Here is a 20,680-nt window from a genome sequence, read left to right on the forward strand (position 1 = left end):
GGACGCACACGTCGGGGGCGATTGAAAATAGACATGGCGGCCCCTATCGCTCGATAGAAAGCTGGTGGTCGTGTGATCGGTCTGCGCGTTCCGCTTCGTGATCGCGCTCCCTGACCTGGTGCAGCGCGCTGTCCGGCGAATACTGAATCGCGATCTGCTCGCCGACCTCGACATCGCGGGACAGACGATCGCGCGGATAGACGATGCCAACGGTCTGACCGATCTTGACCAGCGAGTGGTGCGTCGAGTTGGCGAGCACCTCACCGCGGTAGTGGCGCTCCAACTGCTGCGCATCGCGCAGAATCAGGTTGTGGTAATCGCCGGCCAGGCCGATCGCCCGGCGCGAAACATCGTCCGGCACGTCACCCTCGGGTAGCTGGCCCCGATGGATCTGTTCGGACAGGTTGGCGCGTTCGATTTCGCTGTGGGGAACCGTGCTGATCGAGGTCCGCGTTTCGAGGTGGTGGTAGGCCGCGTCGAGCTCGGGGAAGAGGGCGAGCGCCTGGTCACGGCCCAGCGTGTCGAACGCGCGGCCGCGCTCCGCGTCGCGCGCGTGGTCAACGGTACGCCGGCGCGGCGCGCGCGCCGTATCGACTTCGACCTCCGTCTTTGGCTGATCCGGTTGGCGTGCAGACGGCAGAATGGCCCGTTCGCGTACCGGCTCTATGCCACCCGGATCGACGACGACCACACGACCGTCCACGATGCCCAGATTGTCGACGCCCTGATCGCTCCAGTGGTATCCGCGCTGACGAAGCGCGTCGGCCGTGCGCGCGACGTCGGCCGATGTCACGCCTCGCATATCGGCGCGGGGCATGATTTCGTATCGCAGATTGCCTTCGGTGCCGCTCGCCACCGGCTGCAAGACCTCGGGAATTTTTGGCCGAACGGCAAGATCGCCGGTTCCGAGCCGCACCACATGCTTGTCGTCGGCCGCCAGCACGACCGACGACGCGCCGGCGTCCAGCGGTGTCAGGTGAGTCATCCCGTGCGAGCGAAGCCTGGCCTCGAGGGCGGGCAGATGGCGCGACGCAGCGATTTCCTCGGCGACCGGATCGGGGAAGTGGCCACCGACGTTCGGCACGTCACGCGTCATCGACCGGAGGACGTCGCGCAAGCCGCGCTCCGGTGCCGGCCGCGCATCCGCAGACGCTCCGTTGACCCGTGCTTGCGCATCCCTCTCCGGGACGCGTAGCGCCTGCTCACGACGCAGCGAGATGTCGGCAATCTCCGGCGCCGGCGCGCCTCGGCCTGTACGAGCGTCACGAATGTCATCGAGCATTTGAACGTGATGGGCTATCTCGTCGCGGGTCATCGGACGCTCGCGCTCATGCACGATCGACGCCGCGGCCGCTTGCGGCTCGCGCCATTCACCCTGATGCAGTTCGTTGCGGTATATCTCGCGGTGATGCCGATCGACGATCAGGATTCGATCCACTGCCTTCTCACGCTCGAGCAATGCGACCGTTTCCACCATGCCGGCATACGCCTGGTCGTGCTGCTCGCGATTGACCACCCGTCCCACGCCCGTCGTCGCGATTTCGCGCTCGGTACGCATCTGCGCACGCGTAAGCGACACGTCCGCTGGCATGGCCACGCCCCGAACCTCCAGCGTGTAACCGCGGTCCTTGAGCCGCCGCGCCAGATTGCGCAGGCTATCGGGGTTACGCATCGTGCCGTCGACCACAAGATCACGGCGCACGTCGGATGCGGCCGTGGTTAGCCGGCCCGCCCACCGGCCAGCATCGGCATGCGTCAGGTCGGCTGCATGTTGCGGATCCTCGCGAAGAAGCCGGCTGTACTGCGGCAGGTTCTCCCTCATGCGATCGGCGTCGATCAAAACGGCACCACCGCGCTCGTTGAGTTCGCCCATCGCCTGACGCGCAATGGCCGTCTTGCCGGCACCGGGTTGGCCACCGATGAGGATCGCCTTCGGCTCGGCTTGCTCGCGGCTGCCGTCAATCGCCTCGCGCTCCACTCGCGCATACGCGCGCTGCATCACGACATCCGGAATAGTGTCCATGATGGGCTCCGGAATCAGGCGTGACCGATGTTCAAGCGACGGACACGCAGGCCGTAGATGTCCAGCGCACGAGCGATCGCAGCCGCATCATCCGGATGCAGCGCATCGCGAGCGGCAACCAGAGTCTTGCGTTCCGCGTCGGCTATAGCGATGCACTCCGCATCCGGCTCGCTGCGCGACTCCTCTTCAGCGATGACGGCGACATAGTGGGCGATCAGCTGCCCGATCGTCTGGCAGGCGACTTCGAAATCGACATGAGGCATCGTGTTCTCCATTAAAAAGTTCGGCTTACGCGCGTGATTGCCGGGTCAAACACCTGGGTAAGGCTTCGATTCATTCCATAGGCGCGCCCACGCGGCGCGCACGGCTGCGGCGACCGTGGCGTGATGCCAGATGACGAGGACGTTTTCAGCGTTGTGATTGGCACCGGCCTGCGTGTAGTTCATCGAGCCTGTCTGGGTCGTATCGCTATCAGCGACGATGAACTTGTCGTGCATGAGCGGTACGGCCATGTCGATGCGAACCGGTATTCCGGCCGCGACGAGATCCGCGAGCTTCGAGCCGCGGCCGTCAAGCTGGGAGCGGTCGAGGACGACACGGACCTGGACACCAGCGCGGGCGCGCTCGATCAGATGGGTAACGATGCGACGATTGGTGAGCTCGTAAGCGGCGACGTCGAGCTCCGACTGCGCGCTGTCGATCACGCTCAGCACGAGCGCCTCGGCCTGGCCGTCGGGTGAAGTCGCGAATTGGACGGAGGCGTGGTCGCCAGAGCCTGCGCTTTCAGAATGTGAGGCGTTGTCGGCTGGGTGCTTCAGAGAGCTCGCAAAATGCCCAACGGACGACGACAAATTGCCGAGATCCGGCGTCGGCCCGTCATGCAGCACGTAGTAGCCGACACCGGCCGTGATCGCGAGGAAGAGGAGAAACTTCATGCCGACCTCCCGACGTGGGAGGCGTGGCCATCCGCTGAATAGGAGCGGGCGCAGGCGTCGTAGCTGTGCACCGAGGCGCAAGCAGCAAGAAGCAGGGCAGAAAACGTGAGCGCGACCAGACGCACTCGACTCACCGTCGAGATCGCGCTAATTAAAGACGCAAATGAATTGACACCACGACGAATTACGTCATCAAGGATTAACTTGCCAGTACGAGAAATCAGGCGTAACGTCGATACTAATTGCGTACGGGGGCGCTCATCATGGACTATGTGCTTGCGAATTTCATGGCGATAATGGCAGCAGCGATTTTCTCGGTTTTCACATCGTTTATCGCCTCGCGCAGTGGCCGATTGATTTACCGGAAAATCATGTGGGGCTATCTGACCACGCTCCTGGTTGCGGCCATCGTGATTACGGTAATGCAGCTGCCCTTTACCATTTTGGCTTTTGGCGCTCTCTTTTCCTGCATCTTCGGCGTGTTCGCCCAATTGGGCGTTGCAGTCAAGCTGGGCCATCTCATCATGACCGGCGCGCACTATGATGACGGCTGGAACACCGCTCGTTCGAGCAACAATGCAAGCAGCGACCTCTCGAACGATTGGTTTTGGAGAGACCAAAGAAATCAGATGAGTCATAGCGATTGGCGTCATTGATTGGGGAATTACCGTCCGGGGCCGCAAGGCCCCTTTTTCATTGGTTGTCGGGATCATCGTTTGCAACGCCCGCGCTCGGGAGCGACTTGACTCCACGTGCGTCATCTGCAGAACCGCGTCCTAGTCGACTCGCCGAAGCCAAAACGCTCGGGGAAGTGGCCGCGCCGCTTACCGCCGAGTCGTCGTGCGGAGCAGATGCGTCGGCTCCGACGGTTGCGGCATCGAGGTATTGCGAGGGTGTCGATGGCAAGGCATCCCCTGCAGCAGATGACCCGCCTGGCGCGCGACCGATCTGCACCTTTCTGTCGACGCCACCGACTTCTGACCCGACGCTTGCGAGGCCGATGCCACCGGACGGCGAACTTCTCCGGCCAGCTGGTTCAGGCGCGATAGGCGCCGGCGTAGCCTGCTCCTGACCAGAGTTAGCTGGTTTGACGTTGTCGATTCGTGAACCAGGGTTGCCAGCCGTCGTTCCAGGAGCCATGACTGAGACCCCGCCGCTACGCTTCATTGATGCGGTCGGCAAGCTACTTCCCCGACTTCCATCGTCAACCACCCGGCGACCCCGTATCGAGCCGACGGGCCGCGCTACAGCTTCTTGATCAGGGCTGGGTAGCTCCGGAGACGGCCGGCTGTATGTCCCGTCAGGAGCATCGGGCACTCGACGATCACTCTGCCGATGTGACATGTGATCATTGCCGGCCGGCAGAGTCACGATCCTGAAGTCAGATTCGGACAGACGCGGTTGAGTCGCGGGCGAGCCCGTGCCGGTTTCCGTCGCTCGAGCGGCTTCAAGAGTCGGGCCATTTCCCGTAGTTCGCGGATGTAGGAAGTTTTCAATTGGTGCCGAGGTGGACGTTGTTCCAGCCGGCCCGCTCGGCTGAATCGAGTTCACCCATGCCGACAGGGGCCCCTTGCTATCGGAAGCTGACGGCGCCGCGGGCGGAGAGGAAAGCAAGCGGCCCGGCGCCCGCTCGGGCGTCATGAGCGGCTTGTTGTCGGCCGACGGATCGACGTGGTCACGCACCTGCTTGATCGGCGCGGCGGACTCGCTCGCGACCCGTTGCTGCGTAACATCCACACGGTGCTGTGCGTCGGTCACGATTTGGGGCATCGGCGTCGCAACATCCAGGGGTGTCGTATCCACTGGTCCAACCGCACCTGCAAAACGCTGGAACGACGCGGGGGCACTTGCACCAACGCCGGACTGGTTGCGTTGGTCCTGGCGAACGACGTCGATGCCGCTCGCAGGGAGAGTAGACCCATCACGAGCCGTGGTCGGCAACGTCGAGTTGCGCGAAACGATGTCGCGCATCGCTGCATCTTGGGCGACCAGCTGAGCGATCTGCGGGGACGGCAACGTCATCAGCTGGCTGTATCGGATACCGTTGCGCGCAGCGACCGCCTGCAGGTTCTCAGGCGTCATCAGGTTGGTCGAGGTATCTACGCGCGAAACCACTTGCGTCGATCCGCGCTGGCGCACGTCTGCGCTGCGAGTGAGATCCGCTGCAACGCGAGAGCCGGACGAAACCTGGTCCGTCAGAGACGCCGACCGGTCGCGGCGAACGTGCTGCCCGGACTCCATTCCGGTGGAGTCATTGTGCATCTGCGAGCCTTCGTGAGAGACGTTATCGCTCTCGGTGTAGGCGGCCAAACTACTGTTTTGATCGACGAATTTTTGTGCGTCAGAATTCCGCCAAGACTTCGTATATCCACCTTCGCCCGAAACATCGAGACCAAACTTCAGACTCGACTGCCCTTTCCCCGTGCCACCGCCATTTGCATAATCCGCAGCCCGCACCTTCAATCGATACGCATCCCGAATCGCTTGAACTTCGTTCGGCGATTTTCCAAGTGACTCGGCCTTACGAGCGAGTTTGTCTTCTTCTGCTTGGTTAAAAAGAGGCGAGTTCGAGACCGGATTGCTGCTTCCTTGCCGACCATTGCCGGAAGGCCCACGCCCGCTACCACCGGCTGAGCCGCCGCCTCCACCGCCGGCGTTGCCGGACGGCGCCCCATCCTCGCCAAACGACTTGGCAAAGCCGCCACCAAGCATGATCGAACCTTTGGCTCCTGCAGAAGTTGTACCGTCGACGGAGTGCGACTGATCTATCGCATATTGCTGATCATGTGCGGTCCGCCGCTCACCTGTTTGGCTAGACGAGGCCCGCGTACCCGAACTGGAATCGTCGGACAGGCGCTGTGAGCTTCCACGCTCCTGGCTGCTCGAGACACTGTTCGTGCTGGACGCAAGCTGCTCCCGCCCAGCGAACGTGGAATTCGTGCGGTTTGCCGCGACACCCGTCGAGGTGTCGGTGCCGAGCGACCGCTCAAATGCGTCCTGGGACGTGGCCGAAACGCCGAGGCTGTTCTGAAACTCGGTGCGAGCGATCAGGCCATTGGCAAAGTTCGTGAAGGCCGAGCCGGTCCCGGTATCGACGTTCATCGACCCGGTGCGCGACTGCACAGTGTTGTCGTACTTGTTCGCCGAGGTCACGTTGCGCGACGCGTTATCGATCGACGACGAATCCATGTGCACGTTGCCGATGTTTTCGTCGCCTTGCGCCTGTTGACCACCGATCTGTTGAGCAGAGCCGGTCAACGCGCCGCTCAGTTGAGAGAACGCACCGACAACGCCGGCCGATGCGAAGTTCAGCAACAGCCACGCAAGGGGAGGCGTAATAATCACCATGTATCCAAGCAGCGCCTGCTCGTCGAGCAACGTCTGTCCGAACTTCGCCGCCATGCCGAACGGCACGCCGGCCTGCAGCGACATCGAGCGCATCTCATGGCTCAGGTGAATCAGCGACAGCCCGTTGATGACCGCGAAGAGCATCGGCCAGACAGACACCCATGCCACCGTCTTGGCGTACATCGCGAGGATTCGTTTGGCCCCATCCGCGCCGCTGATCAGGCAGAGCACCAGAATGAGCGGGAAAACCGCATAGATGATCGCTTCGGCATAGTTGCGAACGGTCGGCAGCGTGTTCTTGGCGAGAATCGCCATGGAGGCGAGTGAGCCGTTCGTCGCCACTGCAGCCTGGGCAGAACTCATCAACGCATTGACCTCGGCCACGCGCGCCGGATCGTTCAGCATCGCGGGCAGCTCCGCTCCCGCCTGGCGCCATACGTTGTTGAACATTGCCTGTCGTAGCGCCGACGACGCGTTCTGCGACGACTGGAGGATGAAGCCGTACGAATCTCCAATCGCGTTGACGAATTCCGCCTTCGCCATGGAGGGGTCGGCGATCTCCGGATACATCTCGCTGCCATACATCTGCTCGGCCGCTTGCTCAGCGTCCTGTACGCGCAGCAGCAACAAAGTGCCGGTCGCGGAACAGGTGTCCGTCGTAGGGTTCGCGGTGAGGGTGTTCGTCGTCACATATCGGGCAGGGCTCGTCGACGTGAACACGGTATTGAAGGGGTCGGTGCCGTTCATGATCGTCTTCGGATCAATCGCGCCGTCCTGGATGTCGTAGACCGTGCACTCCTTGAAGAACTGGATAAGGTCAGCGTGCAGCCCCGGATCGGTGATTTCAGCCTTGTTCACCTTCTGCAGCACGGAGATGCCGAAACCCACATCCCCCTTTTTCAGGGTCAGCGTATCCGGCACCGAAAAGATCGTTTCGTACGACTGTGTCAGCACGCGAGAGATGAGCGTGAAGCTCTGGGCAACCGCGGCGAGATAGGCGGGGACGTGATCCACCTCCCGAGTCGGCTGCACGTTGTTGACGTCCGTGATGAACACGTTCTCGACCGGTAGCAACAGCAGCTGCGTCATCAGCATCGCGGCGGCGAACCACCGGAAGATCTCATAGCCTTTCCGGCCGATCGCGACGATCGTCCAGATTACGACGCCGCTCAACAACGTGTAACGGATGAGACCTGTCCAGGTTCCGCTACCCATGAAAGACGCGATACCCTGCATGACGTAGTACAAGGTATCGACGTTCCCATAGGTGTCGATTTCCATGTTCATTGAGTCCCCCCGCCGTTCAACGTCTGGCCAAAGGCCAACGAGTTCCGAAGCGAGGACGACACATTCGCGTGCACGGCGCGCTCGATCGATTGGAGTTGCTCGACCAGTTGCCACGCGTTCGACGTCTGGCTGAAGGCTTGCATCACTGCGCTGCGTGCTTCCGATTCGACCGTGTCAATGTTGGTATTGAGCTTCGTGGCCTCGTCGAGCAGCGACGTGCTGGATTTCACGGTGCCGTAACGCGCGATTGCCCGGCGAAGATCTTCAGCGGATCCGTGGATATACGCTTCGGCGTACTTGGCAGCGATCAGCGACTGGTAGGTACTCAACAACTGGTCAGCCAGAGACGAATTGTTCAGACGCGTGCCGACCGCGATCATTTTGTAGACCGGCAGGTCCGTCATGCTCAGGAACCGAAACGTGTCCGCCGGGTTCGGGATCGCGGAGCGCGATGCGATCGCATCCGTGATTACCTGCAGCTTTTGCTGTACGAGCGTACGGAAGGGGGTGTATCCAATTTCCTGAACTGACGGATTCAGGCACTTCGTCGTCTCGTCACACACGTACACCTGAATCGTGGTGCCACTGTTCGCAGCAGGATCGTTACCGACCAACTCCTGCACCGTGAGGCTGCCGATTCGCGGCAGGAATACAGGATTCACCTCCGTGCCGCCCGAATCCGACGGGTCGGGAAAAATGACCGTCCCCACCAGCGACATGAGGAATTCGCGATCCGACGTGCTCAGGTCCGGCAGCTGCTGCAGCGCCTGCCACGTCACATTGCCGTACGGCTGCTTGGCCGCGAGATTGGAATCCGATGCAGTGGCCGTATTGATCGTCTGCGCCGCTTGCGCCGAGCTGTTTCCGGTATTTGTCCAGGCATCCGTCATATCCGAATACAGGTTCGTGAATGGCCCGAGCGTGTCGGCCAGGTTCGCCTGCTCTTTTTTCCATGCAACAGGCGTCACCGCATTGACGATGCCCTCAGCGGCCTGGCACGAGTCGATGTTCATCCGGTTGACGTCGCGGGCGATGGTCTGCAACGACTGCATGACGTTGTCGCAGGTCGGGCAGAGGTTCTGCAGGGCAAGCTTGAATGCGTAGCCCAAGGCGTTCGAGCCGATGTTGCGCAGCAGCGCAACAAACTGCTCCTTATTGATGAAGCTGAACCCGCCGGCAAACAGGTCAATCCCGCCGCAACCCGCACCCCATTCCGGGGCGGTGACGCTCGCGAGCTGGTAAGTCTTGTGTGGCGTGCGCATGAACACACTGCCGCCGCTGTACATATCCATCGTCTCGCCCTGCAACGCCCGAGGGCTCGATACGTTGCCCATGGCGTTGATTGAGTCGAAGACCTGCTGCATCGACATCGCCTGCGCACACACCGGGGCGATGGCAACCACTGCAGCCGTCAGTACGGCAAACCAGCGTGTCGGTTTCATCAGAAAAGCTCCCCGGGCTGCGAGGCAGTGAGAACGAAAATGCGGTCGATGATGTCCTGGAGGGACATCGTTCCCGAGCCGATCATTGCGTGGTCGCCGGTCTCTTTGGACGCAATGAAGAGGGCGGGCACCTGCTGCACACCCCAGACCGACGCCTGACCGTGGTCAGGCGTCGGGTTCGGAAACTCGCCAATACCCCGACCGTCCAGAGAGACCGGCAGCACGTCGATGCCATAGCGCTGCGCGAGCAGCACAATCGTCGGGGCCATCGCATGGCAGTACGGGCAGTCCGAGCGGAAGAAGAAAATCAGGCCGTGCTTCTGCGCGAGTGCACGCAGTTGCCCGTCCTGGTCGGAATCCCGGGTCCGGTCATAGGTATGGACAGCGACGTTGTTGGTCGGACGCTTGAGCGAGTAATCGAGGCTCGGGTTCTGCCATACGACTCGGCGCCATTGATCGGCGAAGACAGCGCTCTTTTGCTGGACGTACTCCCAAAGCTTGATGTACTCCTTGATGTGCTCGGGCGTCGGGTCCATGTTTGCGACGTCGAGTCGGTGCTTCAGTGCCTCGCGCATCTCGTCGGCCGACTTGATCTGATCGAAGTCGTCGGAATCGACCGGTTTGGCCGCGCTCGCACCCGCGGGCGCCGCGGGCTTGTCGTCATCGCAGTACCAGTTGAATTTCTCTTGCCCGTCGCAGCTCCAGGCGGACTTGTAGTCCAACCCGTCTGCGTCCGCAAACGGCGGCACCAGCAGCGCTGCAGGAAGCAGGACCGCTACCGCGAGCCGGAATCCACGGAATGCGCTCATGGCCGGCTCCGCTGCGCGTCGACTTCAAAGCCGGCGTCCTCGAGCAACACGGAAATGGCTTCGCGCGACGGCGCGGCGCCGTGCGTTACCCGGAAGGTCGCGCGGTCACTGGCGGCACCAGCAAAGAGATGGCTCGGCAAGTCGGGCGCCGGCGCGGCGCGCATACTGGTGATCGTAATCTGCAGTCTCACTTCACCTCTCCTTCGCGGATTGCACGACTAAGTTCGGCACGCGGCCGTCCGATCGAGTCGAGACGTCTGCGCAGTCCGATAGGCGAGGGCGGGGAAACGCCGAGATCCGTCGCAAGCATGACGACGACAGCAACGAGCCACGCGACGAACAAGCCGTGACCAACCTGAGGGGCGAGCGTCGTGATCGGCACGTCGTCAGTGCGCCAGTGCATACAAATGGCGGCCGACGGCGCGTGGCGAGCCGCCGTATCGGTGCATGTCCGCAGTCGGATCGTGTCCGGATTCGTACCGCTTCCAGCCGCCTGTTCGAGCACGGTCGTTGCCATACCCGTGAAAGACCCATGATTCAGTATTGCGAGCGCGACGACGGGGACGGCCGCCGGCACAATGACGAAAGCGAAGAGGAATCGCCGCACGTAGCAGGGCAGGCTGGCGAGTAGCGCATAGCGCCAGTTCGAGCGGACACGCGAAGGGGGAAACAGGCTTTCGATGGACATGATCAACGCTCCTGGGTAGTGAGGGTTTTGAAATCTGCAACCAGTGGGCGGCCCCGCGTCACGGTGTATCTCCTGCAGGTTGCGCCGGCGCCGCCGGCGCCAAGCCAATCGGCGGAATTCGATCGCGGCAGTAGTTCATCTTCACGTCCAGACGCCCGCTGGTTTCGCCCGCCTCGGTCTGGATGCCGCGGACGTCGAACAGCACATCCAGACGCTTGCAGCCAGGCCGCGGCAAGTCGCCGATCGAGCGAGCCGTGACGTAGACCGGACCGTTGGCGTGCAGCTTGGTGACGAGTGAACCCGCAACGGGTCCACGCAGCGCGCCAAACGCTGACCCGTGATCAATCGCGTCGATGAGAACTGCACTGAAGTCGTCGTAGCTGCCGGCGAAGGCGGCGGCCGGCAGCGCAAAAATCGCAGTAGTAAACGCTGCGGAGACGAGGCGCTTCATTGGGATACCCCTTTGCCGCTTCCGATCGATTGCCGCACGCGCTGCAGAATCGCGTCCTCGTCGACGGCTTTGGACTGGATCGAATTGACGAACTCGGTAAAGTCGATACTCGAAAAATCGATACGCTGCAGCTGGTCGGCCGTGAAGCCACCGCAGCCTGCGAACGGGATGCCGAGTTGCGCCTTGCCCTGCTGGTTGACGAGCTTCGCGATCAACGAATTGAAACAGCAGTAGCTCTTCTTTTCCTCGACGCAAACGCCGAGCACGCGCTTGGAGCAGCCCTGGTTGTACTGGACACAGAGGTTCTGGCCACGCTTCAGACTGAGCACCTGCTCGTCAGGGGAACAGGCGAGCCACATCTGGATCAGCTGCGCAGCGATCTCGGCCGCGAATACGTACGGATTGAAATCGGCAAGCTGAACACCATTGGTGAGGGAGAACGAAAAACTAAAGCCGTAGGCACCAAAGGTTCCGGAGGTAGACAACGCCCTGTCCGCCCATGCGCCCATCTGCAAGAGACCAGAGTTCACGATCGAGCTATCGACCGTTTCGTACAGCTGGTCAAAGACATACTTCGACCCTAACGCGATGCCCTGCTTCGCCGCCGTTCCGCCAACCGACAGTCCAGCGCTGACCGCGGCGCTTCCGATCGCGTTGTTCGAGTAAGCGGCACCGCCGCCGTTGCTGGTGCAGCAGCTCTTGATCTCGAGGCCGCCCAGCACCTTGATCGAGCAGCTGCTGTCGTAGCCTTTGAAAATGTTCACGTTACCGCCACCGACACCGTAGGCGCCGGCTTCGCGCCCGGTTTCCAGCCCTGCTACGACCTTGCCGAGCGCGCCGTCCGCACCACTACTTGACGAGAAGCATCCGGCACCCGGTGCGCACATCGTGTTCGTGCATTGGGTGACGGTCGTCGTGTGCGCCGGAGTATCGAGACACTGGTACGTGTACTGCATCGTGTCGCAGCTTCCCTGCACCGCGTCGTTGTATGACACACACTGCTGGTTCACTAGGCCGCAGCCTTGCTGCTGCAATGGCGCGCAGTCGTTAACGGTGGAAGCGGCTTGGCATTCGTAGGTATCCTGGTAGTTCCAGCAATCCTGGTAGAGCGGAATCCCGTTGATGATGCGTGTGCCGGCCGGCTCGATGCAGGTTGAACCAGTGCGTTGGCAGGTGGGCGCGGCATACGCTACCGGCGCGGCGAGCAGGGTGACGGTCATTACACTGCCGACGAGGGTGAACGCACGCGCGGCGAACATGAGAGCGCGGATATTCATTGTGCGGCCCGCTGTTCGAACGAGCTGCACTGGTCGATCCAGTTCGGCGTGCAAGTCGCGGTGCAGATCTGGTTCAGCGTGAGCTGAACTCGGGCCTGCCCGCCGCCCTGGAAACCGTACCCGCCTATCGCCGCTTGAATCTCGACGGTATTGACGCCCTCGTGCAAATACGCGCGGATGTCGGTGTTGGGCGCAATGGTCGACGGGTTCCCCTCGTACTCGCTACCGAAGGTAAAGAACGGTCGATACTCTGTGAGACCGCCATCTGCCGTAAAGGCAGTTTTATCCGAACACACGCTCCGAATGCCGTTGTAAATCAAATTGTGTGTGAAGGTCACACCAGGCGAAGACGCGGCAAGATAGCCGGTGGTCTGCCGTCCATCAATACCGCCGGCCGACGCCGGCAGCGTCGCCACTCCGCATTGGAGAATGCGCCCGCCGTCCGGCGCATCGGTGTAGACCGTGACGCCGTTAATGTCGACGCTGCGCAGCGTATTGTTTGCCGTGATCTGGCTGATGACTGCGGTACCGATCTGACCAAGGTTCTGGACGCTGAAACTCATCGAGCCGGACACGGTCAGTCCGTTGTAGCCTGAGTTGTCGTGATAGCCCGTGTCAGCGCCGAAGTTCCAGAGCGCAGAGTTCGATGCCAGGCGCGCGGCAAACCCGCCGGTGAAGCTTCCCTCGACGACCCCGCCAGCGGCGCAGCCTTGATAGGGTTCGGTGCAGACGGGGTCATTGATGCGGTTGCAGGTATAGGTTTGCGTACCCACGGCCTGTTCGCAGGTTTCCTTCCGGTAGGTCGCCGGCACCGTCGACGTCACGTTGTGGCAGTCCTGCGAACTCGTCGTAGACCCGGGGTTATTGATCGCGCCCTTGCTTCCGGTCACGATCGGATCGCTCGCGGTGATCGGCATGCGATTGGGAGGCTTCTTCGCGAGGTAATTCACGGCATCGCATTCCTGACGCCAGTAGGCACTCGGGTTCGCTGGCTGCGTTGAGCAATCCGCTTCCTTCCCTGACCCGGCCGGCCCGAGACTGCCCTGCCCACCGCCATACAGCGGCGTCAGCTCGCCGTCCTGGTTCGTGTAGTTCGGCACGTTCGAGCTACCGCCACTGATGCTTCCGTGAGCCGCGTTCATTCCTGACTTACCGAACGACTGGCCTTCAGTAAACGCAGTCCCGGTAGATGGGGCGTCCGCAGCAGCGCACACGGCGACCGCAGCCAGAGCGGTCGCGATGGCCAGTGGTGCGCTTCGGCGCAGGGTTGCCCGCATTCCGTTCATTCGACATCCCCCAGTGCACGGAGATATCGCTCGGCGATCCCCCCGTAGGTAGGGCTGTGATCGACGATCTGGCGCAGGGCATACGCGGGCGTCACGTCTCCCGACAAGGAGACGTACGACGCCGGCAGCGCACATCCGCTGCTGTCGACCTGACTGTTGGCGTCTCCACCGCGTGTGACGACATAGGCGGGCACACGGGCGATGCGATACTGCGTGAACGCCTTCGGGTTGACGACGATGCCGCCGGACGCAATCCCCAGCCGCTGCATTTCAGCGGCCGTCGCCTTCAGCGAGTCGTTCTTGAAGCCCCGGAACACCACAGTTCCCCCGGCCTGATTCATGGTCTTCACCAGGCGTACCAGCGAGGCAGCGGGCATCGAGAAGCTCGCGAACGCGACGAAGGAGTCGGTCACACGACGCTGCGTACGGCTTTCGTACCGTTTGGCGACGGCGAACGGATCTGCACCGGCGGCGGCTGGCGCCGGCGCCGGTAGGTTCGGGAACGCGTTGCCATCGTGAGCTGCCTTTGCTGCCGCCTGGGCCATCTGCCGATCGCGACTGCGCTGGATACGGCTCATCTCGGCATCAATCGCATCCGACGATGGCATCACGCCTCGGTAACGTGCGGTGCCGCTGGCTGCCTCATCGAAGATCGCTCGGCGCGTGGTATTGATCTGCTGCTGCTCACGCGCGAGCGCGTCATTCGACACGGTTTGTGCCGACACATGACCGGCCGCGAGGGCGATCGTGCCGGCGGCTATGATGGAGAAAGTGAGCCGACTCATTGGGGCAAGTCTCCGAGGTTCGCACCCATGCAGCAGTTGCGCTTGCGGAAAATCTCGTACGCGAAGTCCTCCCCCGTGTACGGGATCATCTTTCCGGCGCCCCAGAGCGCCGACGTGCGGCCATACGGCTGACAGCACTGACCGTTGATCTGGTCGGTTTGCGCAACGGGGTAGAGCATCGTGTACTTGTATTGGGTCTTGTCCATCACCGGCTGCAGGTAGTAGCCGCACATGGCCCCGTCACCTGTCGTGCCCCACATCAAACCCTCGCGATGCAGCTTTGCGGTCATGCGCTCGACCAGCAGTGACGACGCCTGGATCGCGGACACATGGGCCTGAACGTGGCCGTTGAATGGATAGATCGAGCCGTTGCAGCCCGCGCACCAGAAGAGCAGGTTGCTGCCGAAACCTAGGCTCGAGAGCACGCAGTCACCTGCGCAAGCGGCCTGGGCGATCGGACTGCCGAACAGGTAGGTCTCCGGCTCGAGGAGCATGGTGAGATCGTCGTCGCTCCACGTCGGATCGACTTCGGTCATGTACGCGACATCGAAGCTGCCCGTCTCCATACAGGGGTCGTCTAGCAGGATCTCGGTGTAGTACATGACCGGATCGGTGTACCAGTGCACCTGATAGAAGCTCTGCTTGGTGTCGTCCTTCTGCTCGCGCACCTCCCCCTCCGGGGCGTGGATGCCCGGGTTCAGCGAGATCCCGCCGAGCGACACGAAGCAGTAGGGCGAGCGCGTGACGTCGACGCGCCGGATCGGCTCCCAGAAGCTGAACTTGACGCCAAACGTGCCGCTACAGAAGCAGAGGAATCCGCCCGGGTTCGGGGTGTCGTCCTGGCCCATATTGAGGAACGTGACGCTACCGATGGCCATCGGGAAAGCGCATTCCCAGCAGATATCCGTGATCGGATTGGCGAATCGGCCGACACACTGACCCGCATCGGCCGGCGCCGAGAACGAGAAGCAGCTGGCAACCAGCGCGATCGCGAGAATCCAGCGGCGAAGGAGAGGGCGCATGCTCATGAAAGCAGCTCCCGCATCGCCGGATACACGTGGAAGACGAAGTCGATCAGGTATGCGCCGACGTGATGGCCAAGGCGATAGACGATCGGCAGGAGGATCACTGCAAGACCGCCGGTCGCCGCACCGGCAACGCCCCAAGCGGCGACCCATACCACACGTGACGTTACCGTGGCCAGGATGTCGAGCAGCTTCGCTCCAATCGAACGACGTGCGGACTCAACAACGCCGGAGACGGGAAGAGGCTCATCCAACTGGACCGTATGGGTCGATTCGACGCCGATACCGAGGGCGCCCTTCACCCCCTTCTCGATACGACCGATCAGCTCAACGGCTTCGACCTCGCTCAGATGCTCGGCGATGACCGCAGCAGGACGGTGGATATCATCTACAGCACCCACCACAACACGAAAGGTTTCCCCGCTGCTGTCTCCTACGATCTGGCGGTCAGGTTGAACGGATAGACGAGCGACCCTGCTGTCGTAGGGGCTCGCGCGCCAGTAGTAAGTCGCGAGCACACCCTTTCCTGAAACGACGACCTGATCATTGGTGACGTCTACGACATACCGGATCGGCTCGACTGTCGCATTGAAGTGCTGAAGAGCAGCAGCGCCGTCGTGGGGCGAGTTCTTCTCGACGACGTCGATAACGGCCGGGTCGGCAGTGAAGTCCAGACGGTCATAGTTGTTCATCGCGATTCCGATAAATTGGGAGGTGACAGGTGATTTGGTCGCCGGGTCAACGCAGTTGCTCCGCAGGTTCTTCCTCAAGAAGCAGTTGGTTGCCGCGCTGGCTGATGACGGCCGGCACGCGGGTGATCCCGAAACGCTGGCTAAGTCGACCCTGCTGATCGAAATACACTTGCCGTTTCCACGACTTCGTCAGGTCAAACCACGAACCAGCAGTCAGGATCGGTTTGATGGAATCGCCGGAGCGGGCCGCGAGCGCCTGCACCGCCTTGACCTGTCCCGCATCGCGGCCGTCGAAGAACACCAGGCGCTCGTGCAGCGTGACAATGTCGAGCGGATTGATACGCGTGCCGGCGGCGACGATCACGGCGCCCTCGTCGTTGGTGACGGGCTTGGAGTAGGTGACCGTCGGATCAATCAGGCGACTCGAGTACGCGCTGACGGTCGAAATGCCCGGCACCGGGGGCAGGGACGTGACGTCATGCAGCGCGCGCTGGCGCGCACGGCGCTCGATGGCCGCCAGCCCACCATTGGCTTGCAGTTCGAGCAGGCGGCGCTTCAGCATCGCAATCGCGTCGTGCTCCGCAATCGGATACGTCGGGCCAACCACGCCCAGGTCCTCCGCAATCGCTGAAATCGGGGATACCGCGACCGTCAGTGCCGCGATCCACAGGACTGCAGCTCGTCGGATAAGCTGTCGTAGCTGCCTCCAACCAACGAGCAAGCAGGCTGGACCTATCCCTGTGTCCACTATTTGGACGATAAAGAAATGTGGTGTACCAATGACATGCCTATAAACCAGGCCACCAGAAACCCCACACCAAGACAGAACACGATCACGCACATCCATACGGCCCATATGAACAAGCCAATTGCAAGCATCAGAAGCGTCATCTGAGCCTCCAGTTGAAGCGCCGGCCGGCGTGCTGAGGGCGCGGCAGCGGTTAAAAAATTTCATAGGCCTCCCCGACGATTGCGGTTTGAGGAACGGTGCCGGCGATCGAGTACCGCGAATCGAGGCTGTTCGGGTTCGGCGTGGCCACGAAGTAGTGTCCCGGCGGAATCACGCCGTCTTCGGTCGGAAACAGCGCCATCCCTGCAAGCGAGAGCGGCTTGGCGTAGCCGATATAGGTCTGATTGACCCAGACGTTGCGACCAACGACGTGCACGACATCGCCAGGCAAACCAGCCACGTGTTTGATGAAGGTCAGTCCTGCGGGGTAGGTCGCCCCACCGTGCCACCGAAATGCGATGGTGTCGCCGAGGCGCGGCCGACAGGGGCCCTTGCGGATGAAGTAGAGCGTCCCCGGCAGACTGGTCGACATGTTGAACGTCAGCCCATACCAAGGCGTGAGGCCCCATGCGACAGCCGCCACGACCGTCAGCGCGACCACGGTGCGAACAAACCGTCGATAGCGAGCCAGGCCGCTGGAGTAGGCGACGAGCGCGATCACTGCTCATCTCCGCGAAGGTCGGTTCTTGCAAAATTCGCGCCCCCCGATCGACGCAAGTCGAAATGCGTCGTTACGTTTGCAAGCGCCGCCGCACAAGTACTGGTCGAGGCGGCCAGATAATCACCAACGGCGGTCGGTGCAAATCGTCCGCCCACCATTTTTGTTCCAAGCGTGCGCGCAGAAAACTGGGAGAGGGCCGTCGATCGGAGACGAGTCATTTCGCGATCCTCTTGGCGATCAGGTCAGTGAGGTCGGGCGCATCACCTGCGAGCACGGCAGCTTTATTGACGACAACGCAGCCGCACTGTGTGCCGAGCTGGTCCAGCGCGGCCGACAGGCGCTTTGCGTAATCGCCGGCGTGTTGGGTCGCCTTATTCTTCGCGTCGTCCGTCATGTGGACGGGATCGCCATTATTGAAGGTCTTCAGCAGCGTTTCCTGCTCATCGCTGATGAGCTTCTGCACGTCAACCACGACGACCGGCGCAACTCTTTCGCGTTGCGTCCATAAGTAGACGAGCGGGGAGCCCAGCACCAACGAAGCGCCGATCGAGATAAGGCCGGTGAGTACGAGGTCGTGTCGCATGTTCACTTCCGTTTGGCTTGGATTAGGGCGCGGATCGCGTCTTCTGTGGACGTGCCGCCGGCACGCAAACGCTGCATGAATTCGTAGTCCGGCCCCTTCGTGGTCGCCATGGCCAGCGTGAATTCGTCAGGGATATGGCGCAGTAGGTGCGTGCCGCCGTTCGGATCGACGAGGACGAACTCGCTATAGCGACCGGGTACCGGGCGTAGCGACTTCAACATGCGTTTCAACCCCGGCGACAGATCCATCACGTCGCCCTTCTCGATCTTCTTGAGCGTGTCGTCGCTTTGCTTGAGGTGGAACTTCCATGCGGAGTTGTCGAACGCGGCCTGCGTTGCCTTGTTCATCCCGGCGTCGGTGATCCCCTGCGTCGCGAAAAAGAAGCTGCCTTCGTATTTGCGCGCACGCCGATAGCCTTCTTCCATGAAGTCGGCCGATTCCTGATCGTCACCGACGATCTGCCAGCCCTCGTCCTGCAGGAACAGCTTCGGTCGCGACCGGTCAAAGCGGTACATTTCGTTGGTGACCTGATTGGTCAGGCCGAGCATGATCACCGTGCGCAGTTGGGGATCGCTGTTGAGGTGCTCGAGCTCAAGTCCAACCACTTCATTGTCGAGTCGTACGTTGGTGCGCCCGTTGACGTAGTCGCCGTAAACACCCCCCTTGCAGAACGGTTCGAGACGCACGGCAAGTTCATACGCGATGCGCTCGGGTTGCCCATTCTGGTCCTTCAGGCTCAGCAGGGCGTCTCGCACCAACGTGGGACTACCTTCCTGGCCGTAGTCCTTCCATACGATGCGCACTGCGACATCGAGCAACGCGCCCTCGAACGGAGTGATAGGAGCGGTCGGCGATACCATGCGCGCGATGATCGGCCGGATGAATTTCACCTCGCTGTCGAGACCATTTTCGGTATCGATGCCAGCGGTCGAAAACGCATTGATGACGATTCGCGACCCAGGCTTGAAGTCGATGTACTGGCCGTCTCCCATGTCGATCTGCTTTTCGTACGAATAGCCCACGTCACAGATCCGGATGATTCCGCCGACCGAGCGGAACGCTCCGATGATGTCGTTCATGAGCACCGATTTACCGGCGCCGGAAGTACCATCGACAAAGCCGTTGTAGTTCGTTCCGCTCGAGTAAATGTCTACAAGCGCGGGTGTACCGCGACGGCCAAAAAAGAGCAGGCTTGCCCGTCCATTCGTACCCGACCACTCGCCGAGCACCGGTGCCATATCGGTCGCATTTACGGTGGTCTTGGTGGTGATCAACCGAAACTTCTTGAGGTCGTCCCGCATGTCGCTTGTCAGCATCATGGGCAGGGCCGACAGGAATGTCGTCAGCTGCTGGGTCAGCATCGGGAACAGCTTGAAGCGCTCCGAACGCCAGATGCCTTTCGCGGCCGCCACACACTGCTCCATCTTCTTGCGCGGCGCGAAGAGCGTGAGCGTGTGATAGAGCTCACACATCGAGCCCCCTTGCGTGAGCTGCATCGAGACGGCTTTCCAGTCCTGATTCTGCAGCGCCAGTTCGGGCTGCAGCTTCGCGATCTTCGATTCGGCGTTCTGCGTCGCGCGCGCACTACGCAAAGCGGCCCGTGTCTCGACGGCGGTCTGATCGAGAATCAGGACGCCGAGCGTGATCAGGTACGGGCAGGGGTATTGATGGACATCGTTGAAGAGCGAGCCGACGATGTTGTTCATCTCCCACAGCTCTTTGCTCTTCGGATACTGGTGCACGCCAAAGCTGCGCACAGCGATGCGTGCGTCGGGCTCGTCGGCATCCTCCGGCGGCACTCCGTAGAGCAAATGCTTTGCCTTCACCCGCATGTGGTGACCGAAAGCCGTCAGTTGGTCACGAATGGGCTTGTCGTCGCTATAAGTCTGATCGATCGTTTCAGCCCCATCGCCAAAGAACGCACCGGGGTTGAGGATCGGCCAGAGAAAACGCAACAGATCGTTGGGCTCCGCGCTACGGCTTGCCAGGCTTGCGGAACTCAACGTCGCACCGACGACGTCGCGAATATTCTGGATTTCTTCGATCAGCTTCAGATCGTCGAGCGAGCCCTTGCGCACGATCGACAGCAACAGCCGCTTGTCCGTGATCGAATAGTTTTGGCCAAGAAACAGCGGCTGGCCGAGTTTGCCGCGAATGAATGCGGCGCGGCGCTCGGCCTGTTCCAGATAGAACGAGGGCGCACGTCCCGCCTCGGCGTACTCGCGCCGAAGGTCGACGTAGGCGTTCAATGACTCCTCGATGATGGGGTCGCCCAACAGCATCCATTGGAGCCCATAGCCGGCCGGAACCGAGTCATATAGGCCGTGGAGACTGCGGGTCAACTCCGCGTCGGCGCCCGTCTGCGGTGCAACCGCAAGCACGAAGCCAACCGAATCCGTGTTGTAGTAGAGCTCGGTGGCGGGGTCGTACTGGTCATACGGAAGCAGGTTATGAAGTCCGACCGTCTCTATGCGTCGCTGGTCCGCGGCAACGGGCGCGGGCGGCCCGAGATCGTCCTCGGTGCCGAGAATTGCTTCGCTGATCGCAATTCGCGCGAGCGATTTCGCGTCATCGATCCAGGCCTGCAAGGTGCTCATC

General features: G+C 61.6%; 19 protein-coding genes. 1 reads left to right on the forward strand and 18 read right to left on the reverse strand.

All coding sequences use genetic code 11. The features are described from left to right. Positions 1 to 43: 43 nt before the first annotated feature. Genes HWX07_RS33675 through HWX07_RS33685 form a run of 3 tightly spaced genes read right to left on the reverse strand, consistent with a single transcriptional unit; the run spans position 44 to position 2,958 of the window. Positions 44 to 2,023: a zeta toxin family protein gene (locus HWX07_RS33675; protein ID WP_027811094.1), complete on the reverse strand. Its 1,980-nt coding sequence runs from the start codon at positions 2,021 to 2,023 to the stop codon at positions 44 to 46. Positions 2,024 to 2,037: 14 nt separating this feature from the next. Then, complete coding sequence (locus HWX07_RS33680) at positions 2,038 to 2,298, reverse strand: hypothetical protein (protein ID WP_027811093.1); 261 nt, start codon at positions 2,296 to 2,298, stop codon at positions 2,038 to 2,040. A 33-nt stretch (positions 2,299 to 2,331) separates the two neighbouring features. Beyond that, positions 2,332 to 2,958: a phospholipase D family protein gene (locus HWX07_RS33685; RefSeq protein WP_027811092.1), complete on the reverse strand. Its 627-nt coding sequence runs from the start codon at positions 2,956 to 2,958 to the stop codon at positions 2,332 to 2,334. A gap of 263 nt (positions 2,959 to 3,221) precedes the next feature. Here HWX07_RS33685 and HWX07_RS33690 point away from each other — a divergent pair, with 263 nt between their 5' ends. Further along, a complete protein-coding gene (locus HWX07_RS33690) occupies positions 3,222 to 3,614 on the forward strand; it encodes a hypothetical protein (RefSeq protein WP_027811091.1) in 393 nt (130 codons plus the stop codon). A gap of 37 nt (positions 3,615 to 3,651) precedes the next feature. On the opposite strand, the gene HWX07_RS33695 is transcribed toward HWX07_RS33690, so the two are convergent. The 15 genes from HWX07_RS33695 to traC form a co-directional block, all read right to left on the reverse strand. After that, positions 3,652 to 7,587, reverse strand: a complete 3,936-nt coding sequence (locus HWX07_RS33695; protein ID WP_223274480.1) for a conjugal transfer protein TraG N-terminal domain-containing protein — start codon at positions 7,585 to 7,587, stop codon at positions 3,652 to 3,654. 2 nt (positions 7,588 to 7,589) lie between these two features. Then, positions 7,590 to 9,035, reverse strand: coding sequence for a conjugal transfer protein TraH (locus tag HWX07_RS33700; protein WP_027811089.1), 1,446 nt, complete (start codon positions 9,033 to 9,035; stop codon positions 7,590 to 7,592). Beyond that, the gene (locus tag HWX07_RS33705) at positions 9,035 to 9,844 is read right to left on the reverse strand and encodes a conjugal transfer protein TraF (protein ID WP_027811088.1); all 810 of its coding nucleotides are present in this window, start codon (positions 9,842 to 9,844) and stop codon (positions 9,035 to 9,037) included. Before HWX07_RS33705 ends, HWX07_RS33700 begins: the two co-directional genes overlap by 1 nt. Continuing rightward, a complete protein-coding gene (locus HWX07_RS33710) occupies positions 9,841 to 10,035 on the reverse strand; it encodes a hypothetical protein (RefSeq protein ID WP_027811087.1) in 195 nt (64 codons plus the stop codon). The genes HWX07_RS33705 and HWX07_RS33710 overlap by 4 nt, the downstream gene beginning before the upstream one ends. Further along, entirely contained in the window at positions 10,032 to 10,532 is a 501-nt protein-coding gene (locus HWX07_RS33715; RefSeq protein WP_027814060.1) for a hypothetical protein, read from the reverse strand. The genes HWX07_RS33710 and HWX07_RS33715 overlap by 4 nt, the downstream gene beginning before the upstream one ends. A 58-nt stretch (positions 10,533 to 10,590) precedes the next feature. Further along, positions 10,591 to 10,983 (reverse strand): hypothetical protein, encoded by a 393-nt coding sequence (locus HWX07_RS33720; RefSeq protein ID WP_027811085.1) that lies wholly within the window; start codon positions 10,981 to 10,983, stop codon positions 10,591 to 10,593. Further along, on the reverse strand, positions 10,980 to 12,260 hold the full coding sequence (gene traN, locus HWX07_RS33725; protein WP_049030196.1) for a conjugal transfer protein TraN: 1,281 nt from the start codon (positions 12,258 to 12,260) through the stop codon (positions 10,980 to 10,982). Before traN ends, HWX07_RS33720 begins: the two co-directional genes overlap by 4 nt. Beyond that, positions 12,257 to 13,537 (reverse strand): hypothetical protein, encoded by a 1,281-nt coding sequence (locus HWX07_RS33730; RefSeq protein WP_165581455.1) that lies wholly within the window; start codon positions 13,535 to 13,537, stop codon positions 12,257 to 12,259. Before HWX07_RS33730 ends, traN begins: the two co-directional genes overlap by 4 nt. A gap of 5 nt (positions 13,538 to 13,542) precedes the next feature. Next, positions 13,543 to 14,331 carry a type-F conjugative transfer system pilin assembly protein TrbC gene (gene trbC / locus HWX07_RS33735; protein WP_027811082.1) on the reverse strand — a complete coding sequence of 263 codons (789 nt, stop codon included), beginning with the start codon at positions 14,329 to 14,331 and terminating at the stop codon, positions 13,543 to 13,545. After that, a complete protein-coding gene (traU, locus tag HWX07_RS33740) occupies positions 14,328 to 15,359 on the reverse strand; it encodes a conjugal transfer pilus assembly protein TraU (protein WP_027811081.1) in 1,032 nt (343 codons plus the stop codon). The genes trbC and traU overlap by 4 nt, the downstream gene beginning before the upstream one ends. After that, entirely contained in the window at positions 15,356 to 16,048 is a 693-nt protein-coding gene (locus tag HWX07_RS33745) for a hypothetical protein (RefSeq protein WP_027811080.1), read from the reverse strand. The genes traU and HWX07_RS33745 overlap by 4 nt, the downstream gene beginning before the upstream one ends. A 46-nt stretch (positions 16,049 to 16,094) precedes the next feature. Further along, positions 16,095 to 16,796: a type-F conjugative transfer system protein TraW gene (gene traW / locus HWX07_RS33750; protein WP_223274481.1), complete on the reverse strand. Its 702-nt coding sequence runs from the start codon at positions 16,794 to 16,796 to the stop codon at positions 16,095 to 16,097. Positions 16,797 to 16,989: 193 nt separating this feature from the next. After that, positions 16,990 to 17,499: a S26 family signal peptidase gene (locus HWX07_RS33755; protein ID WP_049030195.1), complete on the reverse strand. Its 510-nt coding sequence runs from the start codon at positions 17,497 to 17,499 to the stop codon at positions 16,990 to 16,992. A gap of 214 nt (positions 17,500 to 17,713) precedes the next feature. Beyond that, entirely contained in the window at positions 17,714 to 18,082 is a 369-nt protein-coding gene (locus tag HWX07_RS33760; protein ID WP_205713840.1) for a TrbI F-type domain-containing protein, read from the reverse strand. A 2-nt stretch (positions 18,083 to 18,084) separates the two neighbouring features. Then, positions 18,085 to 20,679 (reverse strand): type IV secretion system protein TraC, encoded by a 2,595-nt coding sequence (gene traC, locus HWX07_RS33765; protein ID WP_027811076.1) that lies wholly within the window; start codon positions 20,677 to 20,679, stop codon positions 18,085 to 18,087. Position 20,680 lies beyond the last annotated feature (1 nt).

This window comes from Burkholderia sp. BCC0097, from assembly GCF_902832985.1.
GTDB lineage: Bacteria > Pseudomonadota > Gammaproteobacteria > Burkholderiales > Burkholderiaceae > Burkholderia > Burkholderia orbicola.